The organism is Ferrimonas lipolytica (assembly GCF_012295575.1).
GTDB lineage: Bacteria > Pseudomonadota > Gammaproteobacteria > Enterobacterales > Shewanellaceae > Ferrimonas > Ferrimonas lipolytica.
In genome coordinates this window covers 268987-295600 of the sequence record NZ_CP051180.1, presented here as the reverse complement: position 1 = coordinate 295600, position 26614 = coordinate 268987, and the positions used below count along the sequence as shown (strand labels likewise).

Sequence of the window (26614 nt, the reverse complement as noted above, 5' to 3'; positions counted from 1 at the left end):
ACACTTTTATAAAAAACAGTTCGAGGTGGAAGATCACATTATAGATATTGAATGGATATTACTAGTTATTAACTAACTTATTGTCTTTGATGCGATTAATTAAATCTATAATTTTTTATAAAAAAGGGCTGTGTCGTAGTTAGCTGTTAAAGTTTATCTTAAGACTTCGGCTTCACCGATTTCGGTGCTTTTAGGGGACTATGTCGCGGTGGCGACGGCACATTCTTGTATGCGTTAGGGGGGAGCTCCGCCCCCTTTGGAATCCCCCTTTGCCTTAGGTCGCAGTCCAAAACGCTTCGCTGGAATGCTCCAATGCGGCATATGATCTACGGCGGTATTACTTTCCCCTTGTATCAAAAATCGCCTAGTCGGTGCTTTAACAGCATTGGCAAGAACAACACTTAATTGGTACACAGCAAAAAAAAAGCCGGTGAGTAGTCTCACCGGCTTAGCCATATCAGCGGATACTAGTCATTAACGTGGCAGGTTACACACGCATATGGGTCTGGATAGACTGGATCAGTAGTCCAATCGTTGTTGGTACGAACCTTCATATCATCTGGGTAGGTACCCCAATAGCCTTCCCAAGATATCCCCTCTGTCGGCGGGTAGATCCCAAGGTTAACGTCGGTAGCAAAGTCATTTTCTAACTGAACCTCAAGATCGGCAATGCCATCCGCGTCCATGCTATCTACATCAACCACCTCATAGGTACGGAAGGTAAGATCTGAGCTGTTGCCGCCATCAACCATGCGGTTCACGTAATCGTTGATGGTACCATGGCCCGTCGGTTGGTAATCCTCAGCGTGGCACCAGAAACAACGACCGGTTTCACCATGCCCTTTCGGTGCGCCATTGCTACCATGACATTCGGCACATTGGTATGGCGCCACTTGAAGTTCAGTTGGATCATCAACGGGATAGCTCTGTACGCCAACATCGAGCACATCAACTGGGGTTGGGTTCACCCCCAGAGCTGTTGAAATATCGCCATCGACGTGAATGCCATCCAACGAGTGGCAGTTACCACAATCGGCAACCCCCCAACCAAAGTGCTCTTCGGTTAGTGGCTCAATGGCATCATTGATGTCGTATATTGGCCACTTTTCATCACCAACCCAACGTTGAGACTCCCCGGTTGGATAGAAGTCATACATATTAAAGTTACCCACCCACATGTAATCGCCAGGGTAGTTCATCAGCCACACGTCACTGAAGATATGCGACTCACCATCGGCGTACCAATCAGATATATCGGTAGTCTCGGGATCACACTCCTCAAATGTTGCTGCATTACCAACTGCATCAATCTTCCCGTCTGGGTAATTGGTACTGGTGTCATTAGGATCGGCTGGGTTTGATGTGCCAGTGTGATCACAGTAACTCGCCTTGGTAATATCAGTGCCTAATGGCGACGCCTCATCGCTTCCTAACTGCTGGCTAACAATGAACTTGGAGCTGAAATCATGCATCGACCAACTGACGCCGGTACTAATAACATAACCGTGAACGCCAGAGCCTCGAGAGCCGTTAATTTCGTTGACCAAGAAGTGCTGTACATCAACACCAGCTTCCAATTTGCCCCAGTAACTAAAGCCGACATCGATAAGTCCCTGCTCGCGCATACTAAGCAACACGTCAGCCATAGTGATAGCTTGGTCTTTCTTAAAGATGTCAGGGCGTAGGTTGTGACTCCGGGCTTCGACATTGTTGAATCTAGATAGCGGCCCGCCAGCAACCCCTAAGGTCGCAATCGGTTGTATATCTACCACTGGAACCACGATTACATCGGTGTCATCGCTGTAATAACTTGGGGCACTAGCTGCCTTAATCTCAGCCTGAGTTTGTTGCACTTTCAAGCGACGTTTAGTCATCATCTTGCTGTATTTACGGAAGTTCAAACCCGAATTTGGTTGAACCAACATATTTTCTAGACGGATATAAAGCGCTTCACCTTCAACGCTGTAATAAAGCTCCCGACGGAATTCACCAAAGTCGATCATGTAGGTGGCATACCAGTCAGGGTTGGCGTTATCGTCTCCTTCATCATCAAAGTCGCCATCGCCATTGCGGTCATAAGAGACCTCCCAACGATACGCCTTTAATTCATCATCCCATTGATAATCAACGTGGAAGTCATCTCTGGTATCCGACAGGTACATAAACACATCGGCAAAGGTGATTTGGTTATCGTTAAACATCTCACTTTCAATGTAGCGACCATCTTTGGCTGCATAGGAAGCGGCTTTAGCAGCCCGCAGTTTAACTGGATCTATGGCAATGCCGTTGGCAGGGACACGACGTTGGAATTGGTCGACCATATCCGAACGCTCAAGGTTGCGATCTAGATAGGCGTAAACCGTGGTATCAAGCTCAAACTTTACGTCTGGGCCCCATACGTTTTCGAATACACCAGTTCCTGTAGCTGGGGTTTCAGTTGGTTCCGTTGGGGCTGGCGCGACTGGGGCAACCGCTTCTTCAGGGGAACTGCTGTCGCTATCGCCACAGGCCCCTAATAATAATGACAACGTCAATGCTGCTATTATATTTTTCTTCATCATCTCAACATTCCTCTTGAGTATTTATGACCTCAATAGGGTCGCCAACAATGATGCACCCACACCTGCAAACCTTAAGTTCGTAAACTACTACCTTTTTAGTTACCTTCCGCCAATTAATAGTGCCAACTTCAAAACTATAAGCGATTAATTAAATTTTATAATTCTGTTCGAAACTGCTGCTTTTACTGGTCTTGATTTTGTGGCCAATATCATGTGCAGCATTCATCGTTATAATTTAAAAGAAAGGATTAATAAATAACAAATACCAGTTATAAATATTAACTAGTATTCTCTATTTTGATTAAATAAGTTTAAATTGATAGCAGCAATAAAATCCAATTTTTAGGCGCGGTATTATTTGTAAGTAATACTAAAAATCCATATATTACGGCTGAAGAGTTAACTCTGCCAGTGCCGCCAGTGCCTGCTCGGCCACCTCGGTTTGCACAAAAATATGGTCATGATAGTAACCAGCGATGACATTGGCGCTAAGCCCGTGCTCGGCCAGTTTTGTGGCAAACGCAGCGGTTAAACCAACCGCATCCAGACTTGAGTGGATAGTGAGCGTAATACAGCTAAACACCGATTGATAACTCAACTGATCCTGATCTGCTGCCGCCTTAGGGATCACCAAAGTCAGCCCTTCCTGTTCAGCAAAAGTCGCCACCGGTTGCCACTGGGCTCCATCGCCATAAACACCATGCGCTAAGGTAACAAAAACAAATTCGCCCGGTATTCTTTTAGGCTGCATCGACTGCAGCAAGGTCGCTAAATTGGTTTCACCTGACATATTGTTACTCCTGATTCACTAAGATTTTCAGCGCCGCTGCTAGGCCGGTTTGAGCCGTCTGGGGGGAGCAGCGGTGCAGCTCAACCCGAAAACAGGCGTTAAATTGCATAAAGGCCAACAACTCCTTGCTAAGTGCCTTGGTAAAGCGGTCAAGCTCCTTCAAGCTTGGCTCCAAGACTAAATGGTGAATATGCAGCACCGCGATTTTGCGATCAACTTTGCAGTCCATCCGCGCAACTAGCTTGCCCCCCCACAGTACTGGCAAAGAAAAGTAACCGAATTGACGTTTATGCGCAGGAACATAACACTCGATTAGGTAATCAAAACCAAACAGGTTCTGCATCCGTTTTCGCTGGATAAGTAGATTGTCGAATGGCGATAAAATTTTCAATTTACTCCGCTGCAATGGTGACGACAGCAACGCCAATGCCCCTGTTAAGGCAAAGTAAGGTGTGCCCGCCACCATCACTTGTTGCAACTCCCCCGCTTCCAGCATCTGCTGCACCATGGCGGTAACGTCCGCCTTAACATTTTTAAGTAGGTAACAGATCTCGCTAATCAAACCTAAGCCATTCACCTCAAGATAACGGCGAATTAAATGATTGGCATGCTCAGCCGCGGTTGGCACCGAGGTGTCAATCCCGCTTGGCAGCACCCGTTCAGTCAGATCATAAACCTTATGGAAGCTGATCCGTTTGGGCACCATCAGATCCCCCTGCATAAATAGATGCTCTAACGCCCGCTTGGCTGGCTTGTTATACCAATCGTTACTGCGCTCACCATGATGGTCAAAATCTTTGGCCATCAATGGTCCTTCCGCACGGATGCGCTCATAGATCAATGCAATCAAACGCTCATCGCGCTGGTACCAGTGGTTTTGTTGGCCAGACAGCAGCTGTTGCTTGCGCGGTAATGAGTAGCGATAGTCGCGCATTGGCAAATAAGCCGCTGCGTGGGACCAATACTCAAACACACGCTTCTCATTGAGCAATTGTTCGAGCTGTTGTGGCTGGTAACGCGGGTTACGATTCCACAAAGTATGATGATGGGCACGCTGTACCACACTGATGGTATCGATCTGCACGTAGCCGAGATGTTCAATGACCTCTAAGGTAGCGGCACAGGCTGGCTTACGTCGCTGCGATGGCGGCAGCCGTTGCGACAACAACACTAATTTTTGCGCTTGTGGCAGCGACAGTGACTCAGTCATAAAACGGTATCTACGGCAGCTTGGTTGAGGTTGAATAACAATTACAGCATCTCCAGCCAATATCGATAAAACATTTAACTATCATTTAGGTATAGAGGCGATCGTGGCAAGAGCAACAGCCAGTGGTTGTAAATGACTGGCGCTTGTTTTTTTTAGCGCAGCCTTTACAGTTCTAAACTGAAACCAACTATTAACACTTTGGCTGCACCTCTATCCCCAGTAACGCCGAAGCCGTTAGTTTCCATCGTTAAATGACCAAAGAGGCTTGTATGTTAGGTGAAAATCACGCGCTACGAATCGAATTTCCAGATCACCTCGATGCCATCAATGCGCTTGCTGCTCAGGATGAAGTATTTTCCAAAGACTTGAAGCATTACGACCTGCTTGATCAGGAGATCCGCAAGCTTGAGCTGCGCAACACACCGGTATCCGACGACACCATCCATGAGCTTAAACATGAGCGCATGGCGCTAAAAGACAGCCTCCATAAGCGCGTCATTGATTCAGAAAAATAACCCGCTAGCCGCCCAAGCCCCAGTCATTAACTTGCTGGGGCTTGGGGTTAACCACTAATAGGGTTTTATCGGGTTATCACTAATCCACTGCTTAAACTGCTCGATAAATGCCCTTGTTCGCGCTGGCACGGAATGGCGTGATGGGTAGAGCACTGATAGCGTCATTTGGCTAAAGCGCCATTGCGGCAGAATCGGTACCAAGCGCTGTCGTTCTTCAATCGCGTAGGTCGGTAGAAAGCCTATCCCCAACCCTTGCTCCACCATCATAGTAACCGCTGAAGGCGAATTGGTCTTAAATGAGGCTGGTAACTTGAGCTCCTCTGATTGACCCTGTTCGTTCTCCAACAGCAGTGGTCCCCACAGAAGCATCTGCTCAACCATCACCCCACGGTGATGCTGCAGATCATCCAACGTCAACGGCATTCCAAAACGCTCGACGTAGTCTTTCGAGGCCATTAACCCTAACGGTATCGACGTGAGTTGCTGACCCACCATTGATGATGCCTTAGGGATCCCAATCCTAATGGCGATATCGATTTGTGATTCGATCAGATCAACCGGTAGGTCGTGCAGTTGCAACGATGGCTCCACCTTTGGGTGCAGTTCCATAAACTGCTTCAAAAACGGCACCAATAACCACTGTGCGACATGACCGTTAAGCGAAATTCGCAATGGCCCTTCCAGTGCTCCTCCAGCCTCCTTTACTGATTCCAGCGCCGCAGAGGCGTCCGGTAGCATGCGTTCAGTTTGCTGGTAAAAGCGTTCACCTTCAGGGGTAATTGTTAATTTGCGTGTGGTTCGCTGAAACAGCCGCACCCCAAGTGCAGATTCAAGGGTACTGATATTTTCACTGACTTTAGTGCGACTCAGTTGCAGTCGTTTAGCCGCAGCAACAAAGGAACCGCATTCAACCACGGTAGTAAAAATGGCGATCCGCTTTAACTGCAGGTAAGCACTCTGTTTCGACATCGATTAGTTCCCTTTTCGGACCAATTCTTTCGCAATAAAGGGAATAATATCAACCAAGATGATTAGGCATACTGCACTTATCCTATACAGTTCGATAACTTAGCGTCAGATCTCATAAATCCATGATCAAGCGTAATTAGCGTATTGAACGGTAACAAACGATGCCCATTTTGCTCAACCAGACAGGATTATTCTCATGCGTAAACTCGCTCTCGTTACCATCATCGCCGCGTTAACCAGTGGCAGTGCCATCGCCGCTACTCAAGTGGCGCCACAACAAGCCTTAACCATGCTGGCTCAGCAAGAAAAATTGTTTGAGCAAAGCGTGATTCAAACCGCCGAAAACGTCTTTACCGCGGTTGGGTTTCATGGTGCAACCACCTCGATGATTGTTGGTGACGACGGGGTGATTATTGTCGATACCTTGATGGGTCCAACCTCTGCTAGCAATGCATTTAAAGCACTGCGTCAATACAGCGACAAGCCAGTAAAAGCGATCATCTACACTCACAGCCACGGCGACCACACCGGTGGAGCCAGCGTGTTTGCTGGCGATGACCAGCCAGAGATCATCTCCATGGCTAACTTTGGCCACGATCATGGAGTCGACCCTGCGATCAACCCAATAATGAAGCCCCGTGGGATCCGCCAGTTCGGTCGTAAGCTACCGCTAGAGCAGGCTACCAACCGCGGCTTAGCACCGGCTCACACCATCGATCACGACCGCGGCAAAGGCCATCTTCCGGCCACTTATAAGATTGAAGGTGACAACTATAAAACCACCATTGCCGGCATTGAATTGGAGATGTACGGCGTGATTGGCGAAACCAATGATGCCTTGTACCTATGGCTGCCAAACGAGAAGGTGTTGTTCAGCGGTGACAACTTCTATCAGACCTTTCCCAATCTATACGCCATTCGCGGTACCGGTTACCGCAACGTCTTAAACTGGGCCGACAGCGTGGCCCAGATGGCAACCCACAAGCCTGAGTTTGTAGTGCCAGGCCACACCATGCCAATCAAAGGACAACAAGCCGCAACTGGCGCCTTACAAGACTACAGCGATGCTATCCGCTCGGTGTACGACCAAACTATTGTAGCCATCAACCAAGGCAAGGGCCCGGATCTGATTGCCCATGAGGTCGAGCTGCCACCGCACCTGAAAAACAAGCCTTACTTAACTGAGTTTTACGGCAACATCGCCCACGCAACCCGTGCGATTTACGCCGGTTTACTGGGGTGGTTCGATGGCAATCCCACTAATCTAAGTCCGTTAGCACCAAAACAAAAAGCAATGAAGATGGCGCAGTTAGCTGGTGGCGTAGAAGCCCTAACCATTAAAATGAATACTGCGTTACAAGCGGAGGATTTCCAGTGGGCGTTAGAGCTGGCTGACCACCTAAAGTGGCTCGACAATGGCGACAAGGTACTGGCTAAAAAGGTGAAAATTGCCGCTCTACGTGGCTTAGGTGCGCGAGAATACAACGCCCCTAATCGCAATTACTACCTCAGCTACGCCAACGAACTTGAGTCAGGCCAGTTGAGTAAAATCTGGTTCTAACCAAGCAGATTAGCAACAAAAAAGCCTCGCGATTGCGAGGCCTTTTTTAGGCTGTGTACCAACTAAGTGTTGCTCTTTCCAATGCTATTAAAGCACCGGCGAGCCGAACTCCGATACAAAGGTTAAGCACTGCAGTCGTTGATCTTCTGCCGCATTGGAGCAGTCCAGCGAAGCGTTTTAGACTGCGACCTAAGGCAAGGGGGATTCCAAAGGGGGAGAAGCCCCCCCTTAATGCATACAAGAATGTACCGTCGCCACCGCGACATCTCCCCCTAAAAGCACCGAAATCGGTGAAACCGAAGGCTTGATATAAACCTCAAGACCTAAATGTCACGCCGCCTTTCTTAATGGAGTTGAGTTACTTTTTGCTCAAGTAATCCATCAGTTCAACTAACTGAGATACAGTTTCAAGCTTGTTCATCTCAATCAGATAGCGGTTGTTCACAACAAAAGCTGGAATGCTGTAGATTTCAAACAGGCGCTGCTGTTGCTGCCACTGCTTCACTGCAAAGTTAACCTCTTTGCTTGCTGCAGCTTTATCAAACTCAGCGGCATCGTAGCCAAAGGCAACAAACTGGTCGCGGATGTCCGCAAGATTTTTCAGCTTTTTGTGAGTGTCAGCGGACTCCTCATCACTGTGGTTGTGATCTTTGGCGCCGTTTAAGTTGAACAGGTGCTCTTTCAGCTCCTTGTTCATACCTAGCTGCGTCATCACCGCAAAGCCACGAACCATATCTTCACCAATCTGATCGCCGGAGAAGTTAACGTGCTTTTGCTCGAACGTGATGCCCTTTTCTTTCAGCTTAGGGGTAATCATCGGCAAAAAGCGACTCTCCATGTTGTAGCAGTTGCCACAATAGAGCGAGAAGAATTCGGTAACTGTTGGCTCAGCGGCAGCGCCGACAGGGTTTACAGTGCGGTAATGTACACCTTCTTGAAAATTAGCAGCCCACGCAGTGCTACCAAACAACGCTACACACAAAACAACAATCAGTTTTTTCACGAGATATCCTGTAAAACACGTTAAGATTCAGTCCTAAGACACAGAGTAAAGGTTTGAGTTGCTCCAAGGTCAAAAATTAATAGAAGCCGTAACTATTTTTGAGATCTAGCCCTAGCTTTACCTTTTTTTATCGTATCAGTAACGATAGAACTAAACCGCCTAAATGGAATTTACCGATGCGATTGAAGTCATTCTCTGCCGTGATAATCGCTGCACTTAGCAGCGTACTGAGTGGGTGCAGCTCTCTGCCAACTGCAGTACCAGAGCTCGACTATACCTTTTGGGCCAACACCCAAAAAAGTGAGCAAGCGGAGTTTAGAATCACCTTCTTTACCCCTAGCGAAACCTGGTTTAAACAAGCGCGAACCGAAGACGACCCGCTGCTTAATGATCACTTTCTGTTTGTCCACCTAGAAAAAGAGCTGGACCAACGCCAGCTCTGTTTACAGGGATATGAGATAACGGAACGTCGCCGTTTAACTAAAGGTATAACCCTTTCCGGCGAATGCCATCACAATTAACCGTGCTGAAAGGTCGTCTGAACCTGGCCATAATCACTTCTGTTGCGGAACATTAACCACCATATCGCTGGCAGCACCATGCTCACCGCTAAGCACGCCATCGGGCTAACTGGCAACAAGCTGATTAACCCGAGCAACAGCGCCGAGCCGCTCATTTGCAGTACCCCCAGCAATGCCGATGCTGTTCCGGCACGTTCGCCAAATGGGGTCATGGCTGCGCCAGTACCGACGGCAAGTAACAAGCAGAAACCAAGGCTCGAGACGTAGACCGGGAGCATAAATGACATCGGGTTAGTTGAATCAACCACCAGCACCAGCGCTAGGCCCGCCACCACCGACATAACGGTACCAACCATTAGGCTCTTATGACGACCAAGGCGTTTAATCGCTGTTGGGGCAATAAAAGCGCCAGCAATATTGATGGCCGCGTTACTACCGAACCACAACGAAAAAGCCATTGGCGTTTGTTCCATCTGTACCATCAACACTTCCGTCGAATAACTTACGTAAGCCAAGATAATTGTGAATGACAGAGCGACTAAACCGGCGTAGAACTGAAATACTGAATTGGTGAGCACCGGTTGGTATTGAGCCCAACTGATAAGCTTACCGGCACTTTGGGTACCATTAGGGCGAGTTTCTGGCAGCAGTCGCCAAATCAGCAAGCCAGCAACAATGGCATAGCCAAACATAAACCAGAAGTTAGCCCTCCAACCGATGGTTTCAGTTAACACTCCACCTAACATCGGCGCTAATGCCGGGATCACGCAGATAACACCGTTAAGATAGCTATAAATAGCGGCAAGCTTGGTACCAGTGTACCGATCACGCACACCAGAGTATGCGGCAACGACAATGGCACAAGTGCCTAAGCCCTGGATCGCACGCATAAGCCACAACAGCTCAACAGTGGTTGCTAATGCACTACCAACGGCAGCCACTAAATAGATGACAATCCCCGCTAAGGCGATCGGGCGGCGGCCATAACGGTCTGACAGGGGGCCAGCAATCAGTTGACCAAAGCCCATACACAAAACAAATATCGCCACAATCGCCTGAACCGAGCCAATTGGCGCGTCCAAGCTTTGGGCCATTTGTGGTACTGCCGGTAAGAAAATATCAATCGCTAATGGGCTAAACACCACCATCAGCATAAACAGGCAAAACGTCGGGATCCGCATCGAGAGCTCCAATGCCACTAGAAAAAAGTAGCGCCATTGTAGATAAATCAAGTTATGATAAAAAATGATTTATTCGAATAAAAGATATTCCAAAAAGGAAAGAGTTTGGACCGTATCGATCTCAACCTATTGCAACTAATGCTCGTGCTTTTAGAGGAACGCAGTGTTAGCGCCGCAGCGGCTCGGCTTCATCTAAGTCAATCAGCGGTAAGCAAACAGCTGAGCAAACTACGGCAACAGCTGGCACCTCGATTGGATGATCCTTTATTCGTCCGTGCAGGTCAGGGGCTAGCTCCAACCGCTAAGGCACTGTCGCTTGAAGAACCACTTCGACAGTGGCTGCAGCTTTCCAACAGCATGCTGCAACCGCAACAGTTTGATCCCAAAACCGATGAACGCAGCTTTACCCTGACAATGGCGGAAACCGCGTTCCACACTTTGCTACCGCTAATGCCAAAGCTCAACCAGCTTGCCCCAAACATGAAGTTGCGAATTGCGCCACAAACCCTCGCACAGTTTGAGTTACTTCAGCAGGGCAAAGCCGATCTGCTTATCGTGCCGCGGGACACCGATCCACGAGCGCCCTACCCTTGGCAGGTAAAGCACTTGCCTAGCTACCTATCGAGCCAGCAGCTCTATCGTGATAACCATGTGGTATTAATGCGACAACAACATCCATTGCGCCACTGTTGGGATATGGACGCCTTCTTGCAGACCAGCCATATCACTATTTCGGTGGAAGGGAATGAACGTTGGTTTATGGACGACGTACTAAGTGCTATTGATACCGAACGCCATGTCGGTGCTCGGGTACCTGATTTTCACAGCGCCGCCTTAATGGCTCAGCACTCCGATATGATTTTCGTTTGTGCCTCGCAGTTTGCCCATAATTTAGCGCCCCGATTCAACTTAACCACCCTGCCGGTACCTCTGCATCTTGGCGAAATAAGCTTCAACATGCTGTGGGCACCGATGCTGGATAACGACCCAGCCCACTCTTGGTTACGCCAGTTCTTTATTGACGAAACCAAATCGCTGTTTCCTCCTAACGCCTATTGTCCAATCCCGTAGGTTTTCACTTATGGGGTACGACATTGACACCCAGGCCGCGAGATACACCAGACCCGCCACCCCCCAACGCCGGTTTGCTTACATTGGTATAGGGCATTGTTGGCGTTTTCGGCCCAATCAGACTGGGTTAGACCACTGGCCTTAACATCGTACCCCGCCGGGATCAGCGAGGCGCCAATGGCTATCTGCAATCTTGCTGGTTCACGGTCAAACGGGCTCAACTCCGCTGAACGTTCCCATACACGCTGCAACAGCAGCTTGAGCTGATGCTCATCAACCTCCGCCAGCACTAAGCTAAAGATGCCATTGCTGTCGCGGCCACCAAGTTCACCACCACGTCGACAAAACGAACGCAGCACACGGGAGAACACCACCGCTGCCTCCTCCGAGCTAGTGGCTTCAGTCGCCGACGCTAGTGGTTTAATTTCGATCAAAATTAGTGCCAGTCCCCGTCGATAGCGGAGACAACGGCGCCACTCTTGCGCCACAAACACCTGCAGCGCTTGAGCATTGGCCAGTCCTGTGAGTTGATCCCGCCGCGATAGGCTAGCTAGCTCCTCTTGCTGCTGCGATAGGCGCCGGAGTAGGCCATTAAAGATCTGCGCCAGTTGCCGGAACTCTTTCAGTATGCTTGGGCTCATAATGGCACGGTGTTGCTGTTGCCGCTCCATCGCCCGCAGTGCCTTTACCCCTCGTTCCATTGGTTTGGCAATCATGTGCATCAATAGCCAATAGATCAGTGCTGCCGGAACCAACGACACCAGTAACACCAACCACTCGATTCGACTATATCGATTCGGAGGGCTGGATTGGTGCTGTACCTGCAACACCCGCAGCGGCTTGTCGGAGTCATCGACCAACACCAATCGGCGCTGCTTCATCAGTGTGTCACTTTGGTGTGGGAAGCGCGGCAGGCCGTTATCACTTGCGGTAGCCACCGTAGTGCTCAGTACCAAGCCACTGCCGGCGCTGATGGTACGGAGGCTTTGTGCGGTGAATTTACGTAACAGCACCAAATATCCTAAATCGCACCGTTGCAGCTGGGGTTTGCACAGTGTGCCACTGCTATAGCCGTACAATACGCCGTCAATATCAACTAAGCCCCGTTTCCACTGCGGCTGATGGCTTGCTCCCCAAGGCATAAGTCGCGCCCGTGGCGCACCTTCATCTTGGCTAAACAAGCTATCGTCCAGATCTGCCGAGCTACGCTGATAACGCACCACCAAGCTGTTGTCGTAGATAAAGATGCTATCGACTACCGATGAGGTAAGTAACCGTTGCCGGCCCCCCCCATCCGGCAAGGCCGCGCCACTGATTATCCAGTCGTGATTTTGGTTTTCAAGTTCATCCATCCACGATCTCAGGTTGGTATGTAGGCGCTGCAACTCTTGATTTTGATTATGCAAAACCTGCCGCTCTGCGTAGGGTAAAAACACCCCAAAACGCAATAACAGGTAGGCCACAATAAGGGCCAAAGCGGTGCCGATGGCAGCAGCGAGCGAGAGCGAGCGCAGGGTCAAGGCGATACTCCATGTCGTTGTTAACGAAATAACGCCGATAAGCTATCCACTCACCGACGTTAAAAGCATGGCACCAAACCCATAAGGTGGGAGATATTTGGCAAAAATTAGTTGGAAATCAGACCCGCAGCTGCAGCCCAGAACCACCATCAAGTGCCTGGTTTACGCCAGAAAAATCGCCGTTGAGCAGATCTTGTCGAGCTTGATTACTGCCTTCCAACAACGCTAACGCCTGATCCTGCTCTAAGCTACGAAAATGGCTGCTCGGCTCAATATCCGAGCCTACGCCAAGCGCAGTGGTGTCGGCCATCAATAATGGCGACAAGGTATCGTCGGTGCGTAAGTACGCCTTGATGTTGCTGCCACAACGTGCCATTGAGATCCGTTTACTACGCTGATCAAGCACCACGTAGACAATCTCGATTGAACAATTTAAGCCAGACTTAACCAACTGCTCATTGAGATAACAAAGCATGCTATACGGTTCAAGAATCGCGGTACTGCCACCTTGACGATAGCGCTTCAATTTCTGGTTGAAGAAGCTGCGGATCAACACGCTCACAAAGGCATTAGCAGTGCTTTCTGGGCTAATATGAGCCAAGTAAGTACAGAAATGGTCGTTATCCGCTTCAAAGCCGTCACATAGACGATCACTGACCGGCTCACACTTATAGAGGCTATAACCGAAATGACAACGCATCCCATGCAGCTCTGGTGCTGGAAACAGCTGTGCCTGCACCAACTGAGCGGTATGAGGATCGTTTCGCAATGCGTCGTAATTGTCGTTTAAGGTAAAGGATTCAGTTGGTTTGAGGGTTGGTTCTGGCAAGCTGGTATTGGCTTCAATACCACCAGACTCCCGCAAACAGTCGGTCATCGCATTATGCAGAATGTGTAGATCCGTCAGCGGTTTCATTAGGTAATCCCAAGCGCCGTGCCGCAAAGCGTCAACCACATCAGACATCGCTTTATTACCGGTGATAACAATCGATGGTACTTCCGGCGCTAAACTTGCGAGCTCAGCAAGAAACTCTTGTCCGCCCATGCGCGGCATCGACAGATCCACCAGCATCAAGTCAGGACGGTTAGCGGCAAAGCGTTCTAAGCCAACTTGGCCATCTTCCGCTTCATCGATATTCATCCCTTGTTTGCGACAATAATCGCCAATCAATTGGCGAAATACCGGATCGTCTTCGACGATCAGCACATTAATTCCATCTAACCCCATAGCCACTCCGAACGAGTTCATTATTGGTCTATCTCGTCTAAATAGTCGTCAAGCCACTCATCAGATTCTTCGTCTTGTTGTGGTAGCTCTCCGTCGAGAACATCGTACTCCAATAATTGAAAATATGCCTCACGAGCAAAGGCATAAGGGTCAAGTGACTCGTCAATTAATGCTTCCTGTTCACGCAGCGCGGCGCGAGTATTTACACCATCTAAGGCCCAGCGACCCACGTCTTGCCATATGGATAGCGTCGACAGGGGCGGATACATACGATCTACATAGTCGCCAACCTCATCGCGGACGGTCGTCGGGCCGAAGAACGGCAGCATCAAATAGGGGCCATTACCAAGATTGGCTTGCTCCATCACCTCACCAAACTCTTCGCGTTGGTGAGCGGGTAACCCCATATCGCTGGCAACATCAAATAGGCCCAAAATACCAACCGTAGTGTTGATGGTGAAGCGCAGCGTTTCGATGCCCGCCTGCTTAGGTTTCCACTGCAACAGATTATTCACTGCGGTAAACGGCGTATCGAGGTTATCAAGGAAGCTACCGATAGAGTCTTTAACTAACTCTGGTACGTAATCGTCGTAGGCGTGTACGGTTGGACGAACTAAGACAGGATCTAAAAACTCATAGTTGAATGCCCACATGGCACGGTTAAATGACTCGTACGGATCGCGCGGATCCCCATCTACGATAGTCTCTTCTTCCGCGTACAGCGAGTTACTGGCGAGTAGTAACAGCAGACACCCTAATGCTCTTAGCATCTATGTTCCTCCTAAACTCTTTGCATCATTGTGCCGATACAAAGTCAACGTCTTTGTTGTAGAACTGAATTTGATTGCGATTTAACTACAACAAACATTGGTCATAGCGTAGTCATTAACCAGAACCTACTGCATAGGTTCTACTGGATAAGTATAGAATTCTATGGAAATCAAAGCAGTGGTATCTGCACCTAATTTTGCTAGCAATAGCGCAAAGGTGACACTAGCCGCGACCAACATTCACCACGGCCAACTGCAGCTTGGTACCAACAAGCAGCTATTTCAGGTACCAGCAACCGCCGGTCCCTACCTTGCTAACGGCGAACAGTCGTTACGGCCGTTAAAGCTCAAAACAACTTTTTCAATACCGCAATTGGCACCGCAACAACAGCAGTTGCTCACGCAACAATTGCCCAATCCTCAAACACTTATTCCAGTGCAAATAACCAGCGCAAGCACTGCCCAACTGGTATTAGCGGGCAGCACCATATCATTAGCAGTAGCGTTACCGCTAGGGCAATGGTTGGTACAACGGCATCAACAGCAATTACGGTTGTTTCAGGTTGGGCAACCAATCCAGTTAATACCAATTGCCGCCAGCAACCCTAACTTAACTCACACCCAACCGACGCTAAGCAGTCTATCGCTGCCGAGCTTGGCGCAATTGGCACAGCCATCGGCCTTGGCCGCGGCGATAGCACAGATTGGACGATTCCCATTCGACAGCAAGCTGGAGGGACCTTTGGGTAATTTGGCGCGACAATGGCTGAGCCAATTTGAGCCCCACAGCAGCTTATCTGAGCTAGTAAAAGCGCTACATCAATACCAGCAGCAGAGCCAAGCAGACCCAGAACAGGCCCAACTTTACCTTGCCTTGCCCTATCAACAGCAGCAGCAACAGAGGCAGCTGCAACTTAGTTTGAAACAATATCGCAGTCACAATGACGCCAAACAACCAAGCTGGTTATTGGCACTGCAATTTGAGTTAGAGCTGGGCGTATTACGCGGTAACGTCCGCTGGCAAGATGGCGAGTTCACATTGGAGCTGCTGTGCTCAAGCCATAGCTTAACCGAAGCGGCACAGCAGCACTTAGCGGCCCTGCAACAACGCTTAACCGTCAGCGGGTTACCCTTGGCACAGCTGCACTGCCGTCAAGCCAAAATAACCACCAATCTAAGCCAACCGGAACAGCATTATGGACGATAACAAAGCTGCTCCGACCAAGGCAGTAGCGCTCAAATATAACCAACCCAACGCCCCTACCGTTACCGCCAGCGGCGTCAACGAGATGGCGCAACAAATAAAGCATCTGGCCCAAGCGAGTGGCGTGTTAGTGCACCACAATCCCCAACTGGCAGAGATGTTGGCCAAGCTCGAATTAGGCCAACAGATCCCACCAGAGCTTTATCGCATCATCGCCGAGTTAATTGCCTATGCCTATTTGATAGATGGCCGCTTTCCTGAGCAGTGGCAGCAGCTGCACGACAGCATCGATACTGAAGTTTAGTCCCAATGTTGGCTAATGCCTTCAAGTGTTAACCAAGGCTGCCGCCGCGCTTCATATACCGACAATGTTGGCGCCACAGTGAGGTTATTAATAATCCCAGTCGGCATCATTAACGCCTCAATTAAGGGCTGTGTCGTAGTTAGCTGTTGAAGTTTATCTTAAGCTTTCGGCTTCACCGATTTCAGTGCTTTTAGGGGACTATGTCGTGGTGGCGACGGCACATTCTGGTATGCATTAGGGAGGAGCTTCGCCCCCTTTGGAGTCCCCCTTTGCCTTAGGCCGCCGTCCACAACGCTTCGCTGAACTGCTCCAATGTGGCAGAAGAGCAACTGCGGTAGTGCTTTGCCCTTGTATCAACACTCGCCAACTCGGTGCTTTATCAGTATTAAAAAGAACATTACTTAGTTGGTACACAGCCAATAGTTGCCCATCAGGCAGCCGCCAAGGTGAAACACCAACTTAACCAAGTGATTGAAATCTGTTAACCTAGTTAACGATTTGTTCCACCAGAATGGAGTCATCGGTGCGTAAAAAAATACTGATTGTCGAAGACAGCAAAACTGTTACTAAGGTGCTTCAACACCTGATAAAAAATCAGCCTCGTATTGAAGCCATTTTCTGTACTAACATGGCCGAAGCTGTCGTGGTGCTAGACCAATTTGACCACCAGCTGTTTGCCGCCATCGTCGATCTAAACTTACCGGATGCTGCGGACGGCGAGGTGGTTGATCTCACCTTAAGCCACAACCTCCCAACCATTGTGCTCACCGGCAGCTACGACAATGAACGGCGAGAAGCATTGCAGAGCAAGGGGGTAGTCGACTTCATCACTAAAGAGGGTCGACACTCCTATCAACTGGCGCTGTCACTGGTCCTAAGGATCGATAACAACACCCAACAAACGGTATTAGTGGTTGATGACTCAGCTACTATTCGTAGCATGATCTCATCGTTACTGCGGCGTCACCTCTTCAACGTAGAACAGGCAGAACATGGCAAACAGGCGCTTGCACTCATAGCCAATAACCCCAATATTCGTTTAGTGATCACCGGCTATCAGATGCCCGAGTTAGATGGCTTGACGCTGGTGCAACACCTTCGCCGCAAGTACGACTATGATGATCTGTGCATCATTGGCCTATCCAGCGCAGGAGAGACCAGTTTATCAGCCAAATTTATCAAGTTTGGTGCCAATGATTTTCTGCATAAACCGTTCTGCCATGAAGAGTTCTATTGCCGCGTTAACCACAATATGGAATCGATAGAGCGGATCCAATTGATGCGCGATAACGCCAATATCGATGCCATGACTGGGCTATTTAATCGACGCTACTTCTTCGATAAAGGCCGGCAACTGCTGGAGCAAAGCCACAAGCAACAGTTACCTGTATCAGTTGCTGTCATCGACGTTGATCATTTTAAGCAGGTTAACGACAACTACGGTCACCAAGCCGGTGACATGGTGTTGCAGGGGCTAGCTCGAGTCCTAAAGAAGGGCCTAAGCCGTTTTTTGTTAGCCAGAGCTGGAGGAGAAGAGTTCTTCGTACTAATGCCGGGGATCGACTCTGAGCGAGCTCATATCTTGCTGGATACACTACGTCAAGTATTGGCCGATAAACCGGTCAAAACCACCGACAACGACATTACCGTCCACTTTAGTGCTGGCGTTACCGATGAGTGGGACATCAGCCTTGAGCAACAGCTTAACCGCGCCGATCAGTTCCTTTATCAAGCCAAGCATCGTGGTCGTAACCAGATTGTTAGCGATCGCTGTGCTGCTGGGAGCACAATGGTATAACTTAGTTGTTCACAAACTCACACTGTGTGAGTTTGTTTTCACGACTAGGGCGATAACTACGACACTGCCAAAAAAAACGCCAACGGCAATTCCATTGGCGGTTTTCGTTGTCGCATCAACTGATGACATTAACTGCTTTAGCTTACTCAGCCTTTACCTGCTTCCAGCCCGGCCACTTGCCGCGCACTTGTTCATTCAAAAACTGTTGCTTCTGCTTTTCGAGCGCTTCGATATCCATACCTGTAGCTGCATGAGCTGCCGCTTTGGAAGAGATATCAGGGTATTCCACGTTGACCTCAGGATTCTGAGACAACATTACCTGCAGCTTGGCACGGGCTTCCTGCGCTTGGCGTTTGGCAACTCGCAACAGCTCCAATCCCTCTTTCGGGTTGTGCGCATGTACACCATGAGACGAAACCGCAAAGTCCCAACGCCACTGAGAGTGACGGATATCCATCAGCACTGGGCTTAACTGGGTTTGGCTTAAGCCAGAACGCCATAGGGCACCGGCTTCCGCATGAGCTTTTACCAGTAGTTTTTCAACTTCGCTACGGGCATCGTCGATCTGCTGCTTACGCTTAGCTAAGGTACCAACCAACTCATCTTTGCTAACGTGGCAGCTGGCACAAACGCTATCGAAATTATCCATCACGTTACCGGTGTTGTGGCTGTGGAATTCACGACCATTCTCATCAACTTTCTTTGGCATATGACAAGAGACACAGGTTACGTCCTGCTTGGCATGAATACTGCGGCTCCAGTGTTCGTACTCAGGGTGGCGAGCTTTCACCATTGGCGCACCAGAGAGCGGATGGATCCAATCGTAAAAACGACGGGTATCGTAGTACTTCTCGATGGCATCGGCGTCGCTGCCGAAGATCCACGGAATGTTAACGCGATTCTCTTGCTCCGGCTGGAAGTAGTAAGTGACGTGACACTGACCACAGGTCTGTGCGCCCTGCCAGGCCGGATTTTGCTTATCGAAATCCTGTTGTATCTTAGCCATCGCCTTTTGTGCGAAAGGGCGAGCAATCTGCAACCCTTGCTGATCTTCGGTGTGGCAATCATCACAACCAACCGACACATCCATGTTGTGACCAACCTCAGCAAAGGTCTTAGCACCGAAACCGTTTTCGCCAAACTGTTCCATCATCGCAGGTGCAGCCGGCCCTTTACAGCTCCAACAACTAGCGGAGTACTCACCGTCACCGGTGCGCAGCACGTTGGTCACGTCTTTCATTGCAAACTGGTGACCACGAGGAGTGTTAAACTGTTTGTCATAGCCAGAACCAGACCAAAGCACGATAAGCTGCGGACGTAGCGCCAACATATCTTGGCGTTCATCGTTGCCACTGGTTGACTCCCAGCTCGCTAAAGGTTCCAAAGTGGCGGGTTGGTCAACTTTTTGTGCTTCACTTTGATTGCAGCCGAGCAGCAAAAAACTCAACGCCAACGAAAATAGATATTTCATAACTACCGTAAGATTCATTTTATATGTCAGTTATGATCGCACGAACGCCTTAACCCCAGCGACACCTCAACGACCACAGTGTGAAGTAAGTATAAGTTTAATATCACAAAACTTCCTTGTTACCCCTTAAGTAATAACCGCGAACGCTGCTCATTTAACCGACAAAAATGAAATAACCACCAGTCTTATCAAGGCAAGGTTTATCCTGTATGATATGCAACCCCGTTTTTTAGGCTATCTGTCTGCTTATGAGTTTTGCATCACAAGGTTTTTGCCCCGAGATTGTCCGCGCCGTTGCTGAATGTGGCTACGAAAAAATGACCCCGGTTCAGCGTCGTGCGATCCCAGCAGCGCGCAAAGGCCGTGACATTCTGGCCAACGCCCAGACTGGTACAGGTAAAACCGCCGCCTTCGCTCTGCCGATCCTGCAGCAATTAGCGGACAGCCCGAAGACCACGCGCAAGTTTAACTGTCGTGCCTTAGTACTGGCGCCAACCCGCGAATTGGCCGCCCAAATTGGTGCCAACGCGGCGGCGTACGCCAAGTACCTAGACCTGTCCATCGCTACAATCTATGGCGGCGTCAAGATGGCGAGTCAAACTAAGGCATTGCAACAAGGTGTTGATCTGTTGATCGCGACCCCTGGTCGCCTGCTTGAGCACATCGCCGAAGGCAACATCGCCATGGGCAGTGTCGAACACGTGGTTTTAGATGAAGCCGACCGCATGCTCGATATGGGCTTTGCCGGTGAACTAAAGCGTTTATTCAGCTTAGTACCCGCTCAGCGTCAAACCATGTTGTTTTCCGCGACCTACCCACCAGCAATGAAGCAGCTGTGTAAACAAAGCCTGTCTAACCCTGTTGAAGTAGCCGTTGCCGAGCAAAATTCCACTGCCGATACGGTATCTCACGTGCTCTATCCCGCCGACGACGAGCGCAAACTGGAGCTGTTATCCGAGCTTATCGGTCGCAAGAACTGGCGTCAGGTAATGGTATTCTGTAACTACAAAGAGACCGCAGACAACGTTGTTAAGGAGCTAAACCTTAACGGCCTGCCTACCGTGGTTTGTCATGGTGACAAAAACCAAAGCAGCCGTCGCCGCGCCTTAGCTGAGTTCAAAGAGGGCAAAGCCCGTATTCTGGTGGCAACCGATGTTGCTGCCCGTGGCCTCGACATCATTGGTTTACCCTATGTAGTTAACTTCGACGTACCATTCTTAGCGGAAGATTACGTTCACCGCATCGGCCGTACCGGTCGTGCTGGTCAACGTGGTCATGCGGTCTCCTTGGTGGGTCGTGACGAGGAGCTTTCGATCGCTCAGATTGAACAATTGATTGGCCAGCACATTCATCGCATCACCCAAGCGGGTTACGAAGTAGCGGATCGCAACAACCTGTTGCACGACGTACGTAATAAAAAGCGCTACGTTAACAAGCAAGGGCGTCGCAACAACGCCAGCGAAGATCGCAGCAACTCTCAGTCTGCTGCAGAGAAAAGCTTGCGCGCACGCAAAAAGCGCTAAACCCAACCGCTTAAATTGGCTTCAATAAACCGACCTACATGGTCGGTTTTTTTATGGCTGTGTACCAATTAAGTGTTGTTCTTTCCAAGGCTGTTAAAGCACTGGCTAGGCGAGTCGCGATACAAGGGTAATGCACTACCGTTATTGATCTTCTGCCGCATTGGAGCCGTCCAGCGAAGCGTTGTGGACTGCGACCTAAGGCAAGGGGGATTCCAAAGGGGGCGAAGCTCCCCCTAATGCATACAAGAATGTGCCGTCGCCACCGCGACATAGTCCCCTAAATGCACCGAAATCGGTGAAGCCGAAGACTTAAGATAAGCTTCAACAGCTAACTACGACACAGCCTTTTTATTGCCCATTTCACTGGCAAATTATGAGCCGATGAACTAGATCCAAAGAGTCATCTAACGGAACTGGAATCTCATCATGTCTGATCAACCTCTGTGCCAACAATGTCAAAATCAGCTCAGCGAACAGCCCAGCAACCCCCACCTAAACCTGCGTGAATTTGCCAATCATGAAGCCAGTACCGTCGACGGTGGCTTCTCAGAACACGAGTATCACTGCAATACCTGTGGCAACGATCTACGCCATATCAGTGGCATTATTATGGATGGTGGCTGGAGTCAATTAAGCTAATTCCCCCTCGGCCTAAGCGACAATAATTGACCCTCCGACACCTCCGCATCGGCCTAAGTTTAGACGCGCTGTTCGGCGCGTTGTAGTCGACGGTTAATTTTTAAAATTCATTTATTTACTCCTATACTTTAGGTGACCGAAGCCGAGCTAATTTACATGTTCCGACTCGGTGGTTAGGGAGTACTTTATGACCAACAAACCTCTATGCTCTCGTTGTCAGCAACAGCTGCACAATCAGCCGCACCAACCTCATATTGACCTCGTTGAATTTGCCAATCATGAAGCCAGCACCGTCGACGGTGGTTTCTCTGAACATGAATACCATTGCAACAGCTGCGGTAATGACTTGCGCTACATCAGCGGCATTATCATGGAAGGCGGTTGGAGCGAGATGCGTTAATCTGCGCCTTATTGCGGCATGATTATCCCCAACAACAACCGCGCCTATGGGCGCGTTTGTTATGAGTTATTTTTTTAGCTAGCGAGTTACCACACAGTCAGTGTAATTGCCCCGATTCGCTGTGGCTTAGCCATTGATTTTTATTAATTAGAAAAAATAATCCAAAAATATTTGGTTCTGCTCTTTAAATCTTCTGCCGCTATCCTCATATCCTGTTTGTAGGCGCTCGATGGAGGCCTACATTTTTACTTTCTGTTGCTCAATTGAGGACTAAATAATGCGTACATTTGATCTAACCCCACTCTACAAATCCGCCATTGGCTTCGATCGTTTCGCCCAAGTTATGGATGAAGCAATGCGCACTGAACAAAGTGGTTTTCCACCATATAACATTGAGTTAGTGAAGGATGACCACTACCGCATCACCATGGCCGTGGCCGGTTTTTCCGAAGCAGATTTGGATATTGAGGTAGAGGGTGAAACCCTGCGAGTGGAAGGTCGTCGTGATAAAGGTGAAGTCGAGCGTAAGTTCCTCCACCAAGGTATTGCTGAGCGAAACTTCAAGCGCCGTTTTCGTTTGGCAGACCATGTAAAAGTAATGGATGCTCAACTAGAAAATGGTCTACTCAACATCGATTTAGTCCGAGAAGTGCCGGAAGCGATGAAACCTCGTAAAATCAATATCGGTGGCCGGGTACTGCAAGGCTAACCCAATCACCCTATTGACCAAACGCGCCTACGGGCGCGTTTTTTGTGTTACCACGCCCAGATTCACAGCCCTCGTACAATACAATTCAATTGCTGCAACCCGGCATCGCAGGCAGGTTAGGCTAATCTGCGACATGCAAAGGACAGCCACATGCCAACCACTCACTACCGCGCTTGCCACCTCTGTGAAGCAATTTGCGGACTTAAGATCGTTACCGAAAACGAACAGATAATCTCGATTACCGGAGATATGGACGATCCCCTTTCCAAGGGCCACATCTGCCCTAAGGGCGTAGCACTAAAAGATCTACACAATGATCCGGATCGACTTAAGCAACCACTGCATAAAGTGAATGGTCAATGGCACAGCATTGAATGGGATGAGGCTTACCAACTGGTCGCTGACAAGTTGCATGGAATAGCTAGCCAATACGGTAACGATGCGGTTTCGTTTTACGCTGGAAACCCCAACGTTCACAACTATGGCCACATGACCCACGGGGCTCATTTCAGCCGCTTACTCCGAACCAAAAACCGTTTTTCCGCCACTTCGGTAGATCAATTACCCCACCACGTTGTATCCCTATGGATGTACGGCCATCAGTCATTGTTACCCATTGCTGATATAGACCACACCGACTTCCTATTGGTACTCGGTGCAAACCCAATGGCATCCAATGGCAGCTTGCTGACCGCACCTGACATTCGCAATCGCCTCAAAGCGATCCGCAAACGTGGCGGTCAGTTAGTGGTCATCGATCCCCGTCGAACGGAAACCGCCAAACTGGCTGACACTCATCACTTTATCCGCCCCGGTACCGACGCCGCACTATTACTGGCATTGATTAATCTACTATTTGCCAATCAGCAGATAACCCTGAATCACCTCGGCGCGATCAGCGATGGTTTAGCTGATGTGGAGCAAGCGGTACAACCGTTCACTGCCCAGTGGGCCGCCCACTATTGCGGTATTGCTGCCACGGAGATTGAAGCCTTAGCGCTACAGTTAGCCAGCGCTCCAAGCGCGGCGGTGTATGGTCGCATGGGCGTATCGACCCAAGGTTTCGGCACCCTGTGCCAATGGGCGATCCAGGTGCTCAATCTCATCACCGGCAACCTCGATAGCGTTGGCGGAACCTTAGTGACCAGCCCAGCAGTCAACCCCGCAGGGCCGACTGATCGCGCCAAAGGTCAGTTTGGGCAGTGGCACAGCCGCGTTCGTGGTCTGCCGGAGTTTGCCAAGGAACTGCCTTGTTCAGCGATGATTGAAGAGATTGAAACCGCAGGCGAAGGACAGATCAAAGCGATGGTAACCATTGCCGGAAATCCCGTTTTATCTACCCCAACGGGACAGCGGCTGGACAAGGCTTTAGCTGGTTTAGAGTTTATGGTAAGCATTGATCCCTACCTCAACGAAACCACCCGTCACGCCGATATTATCTTGCCACCAGCAAGCCCGTTAGCGCATAGCCATTACGATATTGTATTTGCTCGCTTTGCGGTACATAACACCGCCAAGTTCAGCCCGGAGGTATTCGCTAAAGCCGGCGACGAACGCTATGACTACCAGATCCTCAACGGCTTGGCGCTGGCATTATCAACCAAACAAGGTAAGCCAGTAGCGCCGTTACCGAAACCGGAACTATTGTTGGCTCACATGCTCAGCGTCGGCCCATATAGCCAAGGCCGCGGCGACGTTCCTGCGATCAGTTTGGAGCTACTCAAGGCCAACCCAAGTGGCATCGATTTAGGCCCGCTACGGCCCTCCTTAAGTAAGCGTCTTTGTACTGACGATCAACGTATCCACACCTTTAACGATATTATTGCCGCCGACATTAATCGCCTAGCGCAAGCGATGGATAAACCGATCGATGGGCAGCTCAGCCTTATCGGCAAGCGCGACCTGCGCAGCAATAATTCTTGGATGCACAACCTTCCCTACTTAATTAAAGGTAAACCACGCTGTGTACTGTTGATGCATCCAGACGATATGGCCGCGAAGCAGTTGCAAGATGGACAAGCCGTTACCGTAAGTAATGCCATTGGCAGCATCACCCTGACCGTGAGTGAAAGTCACGAGATGATGCCATCGGTAGTGTGCATGCCTCATGGTTGGGGCCATACCTTCGCGGATACCCAACAGCAGGTCGCTAACGACAACCCAGGGGTCAATATGAATCAGCTCACCGATGTGAATGGCTTAGATCCGGTCTGTGGCAATGCTATTCTCAGCGGCATTTCGGTAACGGTTTCGGCCGCTTAAGCAACAATGATTGCGGCCAGAAATGACCGCAATCACTGCGCGACATAACGGCGTCTGCTCTTTATAATCGTGCCATCTATCTATGGAGAAGTTACTCATGTCGCAAGATGCACAGAAGAAGGCCGCTGGCTGGGAAGCACTGAAATACGTTGAGAAGGACACCATTGTCGGTGTTGGTACTGGCAGTACGGTAAACCACTTTATCGACGCCCTAGGCACCATGGCTGATCAGATAAAAGGCGCAGTATCCAGTTCAGAAGCGTCAACCGAACGCCTCAAGGCACTGGGCATCGAAGTGTTCGATATGAACAGTGTGAGCGAATTGAGCGTCTACGTTGATGGCGCCGATGAAGTGAACCATCAGATGGATATGATCAAAGGGGGCGGTGCAGCGCTAACCCGAGAAAAGATCGTTGCCTCCATCGCCAAACAATTTGTTTGCATTGCCGATGAAAGCAAACTAGTTAAAACCATGGGTACCTTCCCACTGCCGATTGAAGTGATCCCAATGTCTCGCGCAGCGGTTGCCCGTGAAATCGTTAAGATGGGCGGCGACCCAATTTACCGCGAAGGCTGCATTACCGACAACGGCTGTCACATTTTAGATGTGCATAGCTGGAAGATCGACGACGCCAAAGCGCTCGAACAGCAACTCAATAACCTAGTTGGTGTAGTAACTAACGGCCTATTCGCTCGCCGCGGTGCAGATGTGCTGTTACTGGGCAGCCCAGAAGGCGTTAAAACCATCACTAAGTAATCGGCCGAGGCACAAAGCGTTGATCTCGGTTAGCGCTTTAGCCGTAACAGCAAGATTACTGATTCAGATAGCAAAGGAATCGCTTATGAAACGCCTACTACCCCTAGTCGCCTTAGCAACCTCTGCCGTTAGTGCTCAATGCCCTGACTGGCTTGATGTTGATAAGCGCCTATTGCACAGCAAAGACACCGTTAACCTGTGCCAACTAACCGAAGATAAGCCAGTGCTGATCGTTAACACTGCCAGTCACTGTGGCTTTACCCCACAGTTTGAACAGCTGGAAGCGTTACACAAACAATACGCCCCAGAAGGATTGGTAATCATCGGCGTTCCATCGAACAACTTCTTCCAAGCCGCTGATGACGAAGAGGAAGCCGCTGAAGTCTGTTACAAAAACTATGGCGTTTCGTTCACCATGCTGACCGAAACCGAAGTCCGTGGTGGCGATGCCGATCCAATCTTTGTTGAACTGGCCGAGCAAGGTGCCTCACCAAAGTGGAACTTCTACAAATATTTAGTGGGTAAAGACGGTAATCTCGTCGACTACTGGGGGTCTAAAACCAAACCCGATGACGCCAAGATAACCGGTGCCATCGAGGCGGCGTTGCGTTAACAACCAAACCCAACCGACTTCACAAAAAATCGAT

General features: G+C 49.6%; 24 protein-coding genes. 14 read left to right on the top strand and 10 right to left on the bottom strand.

Features of this window, described 5'->3' with window-relative positions; translation table 11 throughout:
* Positions 1-467: 467 nt before the first annotated feature.
* The 3 genes from HER31_RS01375 to HER31_RS01365 all read right to left on the bottom strand — a co-directional run bounded on the left by HER31_RS01375 (position 468) and on the right by HER31_RS01365 (position 4561).
* Entirely contained in the window at positions 468-2561 is a 2094-nt protein-coding gene (locus HER31_RS01375) for a hypothetical protein (protein ID WP_168658930.1), read from the bottom strand.
* Between the two features lie 385 nt (positions 2562-2946).
* Positions 2947-3351: an ACT domain-containing protein gene (locus HER31_RS01370; protein ID WP_202983583.1), complete on the bottom strand. Its 405-nt coding sequence runs from the start codon at positions 3349-3351 to the stop codon at positions 2947-2949.
* Positions 3352-3355: 4 nt separating this feature from the next.
* Positions 3356-4561, bottom strand: a complete 1206-nt coding sequence (locus tag HER31_RS01365) for a winged helix-turn-helix domain-containing protein (RefSeq protein WP_168658929.1) — start codon at positions 4559-4561, stop codon at positions 3356-3358.
* Between the two features lie 269 nt (positions 4562-4830).
* On the opposite strand from HER31_RS01365, the gene HER31_RS01360 reads away from it, so the two are divergent.
* Positions 4831-5076: an HP1242/YdcH family protein gene (locus tag HER31_RS01360; protein ID WP_168658928.1), complete on the top strand. Its 246-nt coding sequence runs from the start codon at positions 4831-4833 to the stop codon at positions 5074-5076.
* Positions 5077-5130: 54 nt separating this feature from the next.
* On the opposite strand, the gene HER31_RS01355 is transcribed toward HER31_RS01360, so the two are convergent.
* Positions 5131-6045, bottom strand: a complete 915-nt coding sequence (locus tag HER31_RS01355) for a LysR family transcriptional regulator (RefSeq protein WP_168658927.1) — start codon at positions 6043-6045, stop codon at positions 5131-5133.
* A 196-nt stretch (positions 6046-6241) separates the two neighbouring features.
* Here HER31_RS01355 and HER31_RS01350 point away from each other — a divergent pair, with 196 nt between their 5' ends.
* Positions 6242-7606 (top strand): alkyl/aryl-sulfatase, encoded by a 1365-nt coding sequence (locus HER31_RS01350; protein ID WP_168658926.1) that lies wholly within the window; start codon positions 6242-6244, stop codon positions 7604-7606.
* Between the two features lie 358 nt (positions 7607-7964).
* Here HER31_RS01350 and HER31_RS01345 read toward each other — a convergent pair whose 3' ends face one another.
* Positions 7965-8609 carry a thiol:disulfide interchange protein DsbA/DsbL gene (locus HER31_RS01345; RefSeq protein WP_168658925.1) on the bottom strand — a complete coding sequence of 215 codons (645 nt, stop codon included), beginning with the start codon at positions 8607-8609 and terminating at the stop codon, positions 7965-7967.
* 176 nt (positions 8610-8785) lie between these two features.
* On the opposite strand from HER31_RS01345, the gene HER31_RS01340 reads away from it, so the two are divergent.
* Complete coding sequence (locus HER31_RS01340) at positions 8786-9130, top strand: hypothetical protein (protein ID WP_168658924.1); 345 nt, start codon at positions 8786-8788, stop codon at positions 9128-9130.
* On the opposite strand, the gene HER31_RS01335 is transcribed toward HER31_RS01340, so the two are convergent.
* A complete protein-coding gene (locus HER31_RS01335) occupies positions 9127-10311 on the bottom strand; it encodes a multidrug effflux MFS transporter (protein WP_168658923.1) in 1185 nt (394 codons plus the stop codon). The genes HER31_RS01340 and HER31_RS01335 overlap by 4 nt on opposite strands.
* A 105-nt stretch (positions 10312-10416) precedes the next feature.
* Here HER31_RS01335 and HER31_RS01330 point away from each other — a divergent pair, with 105 nt between their 5' ends.
* Positions 10417-11382, top strand: coding sequence for a LysR family transcriptional regulator (locus tag HER31_RS01330; RefSeq protein ID WP_238786874.1), 966 nt, complete (start codon positions 10417-10419; stop codon positions 11380-11382).
* An 8-nt stretch (positions 11383-11390) separates the two neighbouring features.
* Here the strand turns inward: HER31_RS01330 and HER31_RS01325 are convergent, their stop codons facing one another.
* The 3 genes from HER31_RS01325 to HER31_RS01315 all read right to left on the bottom strand — a co-directional run bounded on the left by HER31_RS01325 (position 11391) and on the right by HER31_RS01315 (position 14900).
* Positions 11391-12902, bottom strand: a complete 1512-nt coding sequence (locus tag HER31_RS01325) for a diguanylate cyclase domain-containing protein (RefSeq protein ID WP_168658922.1) — start codon at positions 12900-12902, stop codon at positions 11391-11393.
* Between the two features lie 118 nt (positions 12903-13020).
* Positions 13021-14151 carry a response regulator gene (locus HER31_RS01320; RefSeq protein WP_168658921.1) on the bottom strand — a complete coding sequence of 377 codons (1131 nt, stop codon included), beginning with the start codon at positions 14149-14151 and terminating at the stop codon, positions 13021-13023.
* On the bottom strand, positions 14151-14900 hold the full coding sequence (locus HER31_RS01315; protein ID WP_168658920.1) for an MlaA family lipoprotein: 750 nt from the start codon (positions 14898-14900) through the stop codon (positions 14151-14153). The genes HER31_RS01320 and HER31_RS01315 overlap by 1 nt, the downstream gene beginning before the upstream one ends.
* Positions 14901-15063: 163 nt before the next feature.
* On the opposite strand from HER31_RS01315, the gene HER31_RS01310 reads away from it, so the two are divergent.
* The 3 genes from HER31_RS01310 (at position 15064) to HER31_RS01300 (ending at position 18206) form a co-directional block, all read left to right on the top strand.
* On the top strand, positions 15064-16107 hold the full coding sequence (locus HER31_RS01310; protein ID WP_168658919.1) for a hypothetical protein: 1044 nt from the start codon (positions 15064-15066) through the stop codon (positions 16105-16107).
* Positions 16097-16408: an EscU/YscU/HrcU family type III secretion system export apparatus switch protein gene (locus HER31_RS01305; protein WP_168658918.1), complete on the top strand. Its 312-nt coding sequence runs from the start codon at positions 16097-16099 to the stop codon at positions 16406-16408. The genes HER31_RS01310 and HER31_RS01305 overlap by 11 nt, the downstream gene beginning before the upstream one ends.
* 523 nt (positions 16409-16931) lie before the next feature.
* The gene (locus HER31_RS01300; protein ID WP_202983582.1) at positions 16932-18206 is read left to right on the top strand and encodes a response regulator; all 1275 of its coding nucleotides are present in this window, start codon (positions 16932-16934) and stop codon (positions 18204-18206) included.
* Between the two features lie 142 nt (positions 18207-18348).
* Here HER31_RS01300 and HER31_RS01295 read toward each other — a convergent pair whose 3' ends face one another.
* Positions 18349-19677 (bottom strand): ammonia-forming cytochrome c nitrite reductase subunit c552, encoded by a 1329-nt coding sequence (locus HER31_RS01295; RefSeq protein WP_168658916.1) that lies wholly within the window; start codon positions 19675-19677, stop codon positions 18349-18351.
* 248 nt (positions 19678-19925) lie between these two features.
* On the opposite strand from HER31_RS01295, the gene HER31_RS01290 reads away from it, so the two are divergent.
* From HER31_RS01290 to HER31_RS01260, 7 genes are all read left to right on the top strand, one after another.
* A complete protein-coding gene (locus HER31_RS01290; protein ID WP_168658915.1) occupies positions 19926-21200 on the top strand; it encodes a DEAD/DEAH box helicase in 1275 nt (424 codons plus the stop codon).
* Between the two features lie 426 nt (positions 21201-21626).
* Positions 21627-21839, top strand: a complete 213-nt coding sequence (locus tag HER31_RS01285) for a hypothetical protein (protein WP_168658914.1) — start codon at positions 21627-21629, stop codon at positions 21837-21839.
* Between the two features lie 187 nt (positions 21840-22026).
* Positions 22027-22239 carry a hypothetical protein gene (locus HER31_RS01280; RefSeq protein WP_168658913.1) on the top strand — a complete coding sequence of 71 codons (213 nt, stop codon included), beginning with the start codon at positions 22027-22029 and terminating at the stop codon, positions 22237-22239.
* A 277-nt stretch (positions 22240-22516) separates the two neighbouring features.
* Entirely contained in the window at positions 22517-22948 is a 432-nt protein-coding gene (locus HER31_RS01275; RefSeq protein WP_168658912.1) for an Hsp20 family protein, read from the top strand.
* A 150-nt stretch (positions 22949-23098) separates the two neighbouring features.
* A complete protein-coding gene (locus HER31_RS01270; RefSeq protein ID WP_168658911.1) occupies positions 23099-25210 on the top strand; it encodes a molybdopterin-dependent oxidoreductase in 2112 nt (703 codons plus the stop codon).
* A 97-nt stretch (positions 25211-25307) separates the two neighbouring features.
* On the top strand, positions 25308-25967 hold the full coding sequence (gene rpiA, locus HER31_RS01265) for a ribose-5-phosphate isomerase RpiA (RefSeq protein WP_168658910.1): 660 nt from the start codon (positions 25308-25310) through the stop codon (positions 25965-25967).
* Between the two features lie 85 nt (positions 25968-26052).
* Positions 26053-26580: a glutathione peroxidase gene (locus tag HER31_RS01260; protein WP_168658909.1), complete on the top strand. Its 528-nt coding sequence runs from the start codon at positions 26053-26055 to the stop codon at positions 26578-26580.
* Positions 26581-26614: the final 34 nt, after the last annotated feature.

What these genes read in the sequence shown, in the direction of transcription:
- HER31_RS01280 (WP_168658913.1), top strand. Translation starts at nt 22,027, where the DNA reads ATGACCAACAAACCTCTATGCTCTCGTTGTCAGCAACAGCTGCACAAT.
- HER31_RS01290 (WP_168658915.1), top strand. Translation starts at nt 19,926, where the DNA reads ATGAGTTTTGCATCACAAGGTTTTTGCCCCGAGATTGTCCGCGCCGTT.
- HER31_RS01275 (WP_168658912.1), top strand. Translation starts at nt 22,517, where the DNA reads ATGCGTACATTTGATCTAACCCCACTCTACAAATCCGCCATTGGCTTC.
- HER31_RS01270 (WP_168658911.1), top strand. Translation starts at nt 23,099, where the DNA reads ATGCCAACCACTCACTACCGCGCTTGCCACCTCTGTGAAGCAATTTGC.
- HER31_RS01295 (WP_168658916.1), bottom strand. Translation starts at nt 19,677, where the DNA reads ATGAAATATCTATTTTCGTTGGCGTTGAGTTTTTTGCTGCTCGGCTGC.
- HER31_RS01370 (WP_202983583.1), bottom strand. Translation starts at nt 3,351, where the DNA reads ATGTCAGGTGAAACCAATTTAGCGACCTTGCTGCAGTCGATGCAGCCT.
- HER31_RS01365 (WP_168658929.1), bottom strand. Translation starts at nt 4,561, where the DNA reads ATGACTGAGTCACTGTCGCTGCCACAAGCGCAAAAATTAGTGTTGTTG.
- HER31_RS01260 (WP_168658909.1), top strand. Translation starts at nt 26,053, where the DNA reads ATGAAACGCCTACTACCCCTAGTCGCCTTAGCAACCTCTGCCGTTAGT.
- HER31_RS01305 (WP_168658918.1), top strand. Translation starts at nt 16,097, where the DNA reads ATGGACGATAACAAAGCTGCTCCGACCAAGGCAGTAGCGCTCAAATAT.
- HER31_RS01355 (WP_168658927.1), bottom strand. Translation starts at nt 6,045, where the DNA reads ATGTCGAAACAGAGTGCTTACCTGCAGTTAAAGCGGATCGCCATTTTT.
- rpiA (WP_168658910.1), top strand. Translation starts at nt 25,308, where the DNA reads ATGTCGCAAGATGCACAGAAGAAGGCCGCTGGCTGGGAAGCACTGAAA.
- HER31_RS01320 (WP_168658921.1), bottom strand. Translation starts at nt 14,151, where the DNA reads ATGAACTCGTTCGGAGTGGCTATGGGGTTAGATGGAATTAATGTGCTG.
- HER31_RS01335 (WP_168658923.1), bottom strand. Translation starts at nt 10,311, where the DNA reads ATGCGGATCCCGACGTTTTGCCTGTTTATGCTGATGGTGGTGTTTAGC.
- HER31_RS01340 (WP_168658924.1), top strand. Translation starts at nt 8,786, where the DNA reads ATGCGATTGAAGTCATTCTCTGCCGTGATAATCGCTGCACTTAGCAGC.
- HER31_RS01375 (WP_168658930.1), bottom strand. Translation starts at nt 2,561, where the DNA reads ATGATGAAGAAAAATATAATAGCAGCATTGACGTTGTCATTATTATTA.
- HER31_RS01285 (WP_168658914.1), top strand. Translation starts at nt 21,627, where the DNA reads ATGTCTGATCAACCTCTGTGCCAACAATGTCAAAATCAGCTCAGCGAA.
- HER31_RS01310 (WP_168658919.1), top strand. Translation starts at nt 15,064, where the DNA reads ATGGAAATCAAAGCAGTGGTATCTGCACCTAATTTTGCTAGCAATAGC.
- HER31_RS01315 (WP_168658920.1), bottom strand. Translation starts at nt 14,900, where the DNA reads ATGCTAAGAGCATTAGGGTGTCTGCTGTTACTACTCGCCAGTAACTCG.
- HER31_RS01360 (WP_168658928.1), top strand. Translation starts at nt 4,831, where the DNA reads ATGTTAGGTGAAAATCACGCGCTACGAATCGAATTTCCAGATCACCTC.
- HER31_RS01350 (WP_168658926.1), top strand. Translation starts at nt 6,242, where the DNA reads ATGCGTAAACTCGCTCTCGTTACCATCATCGCCGCGTTAACCAGTGGC.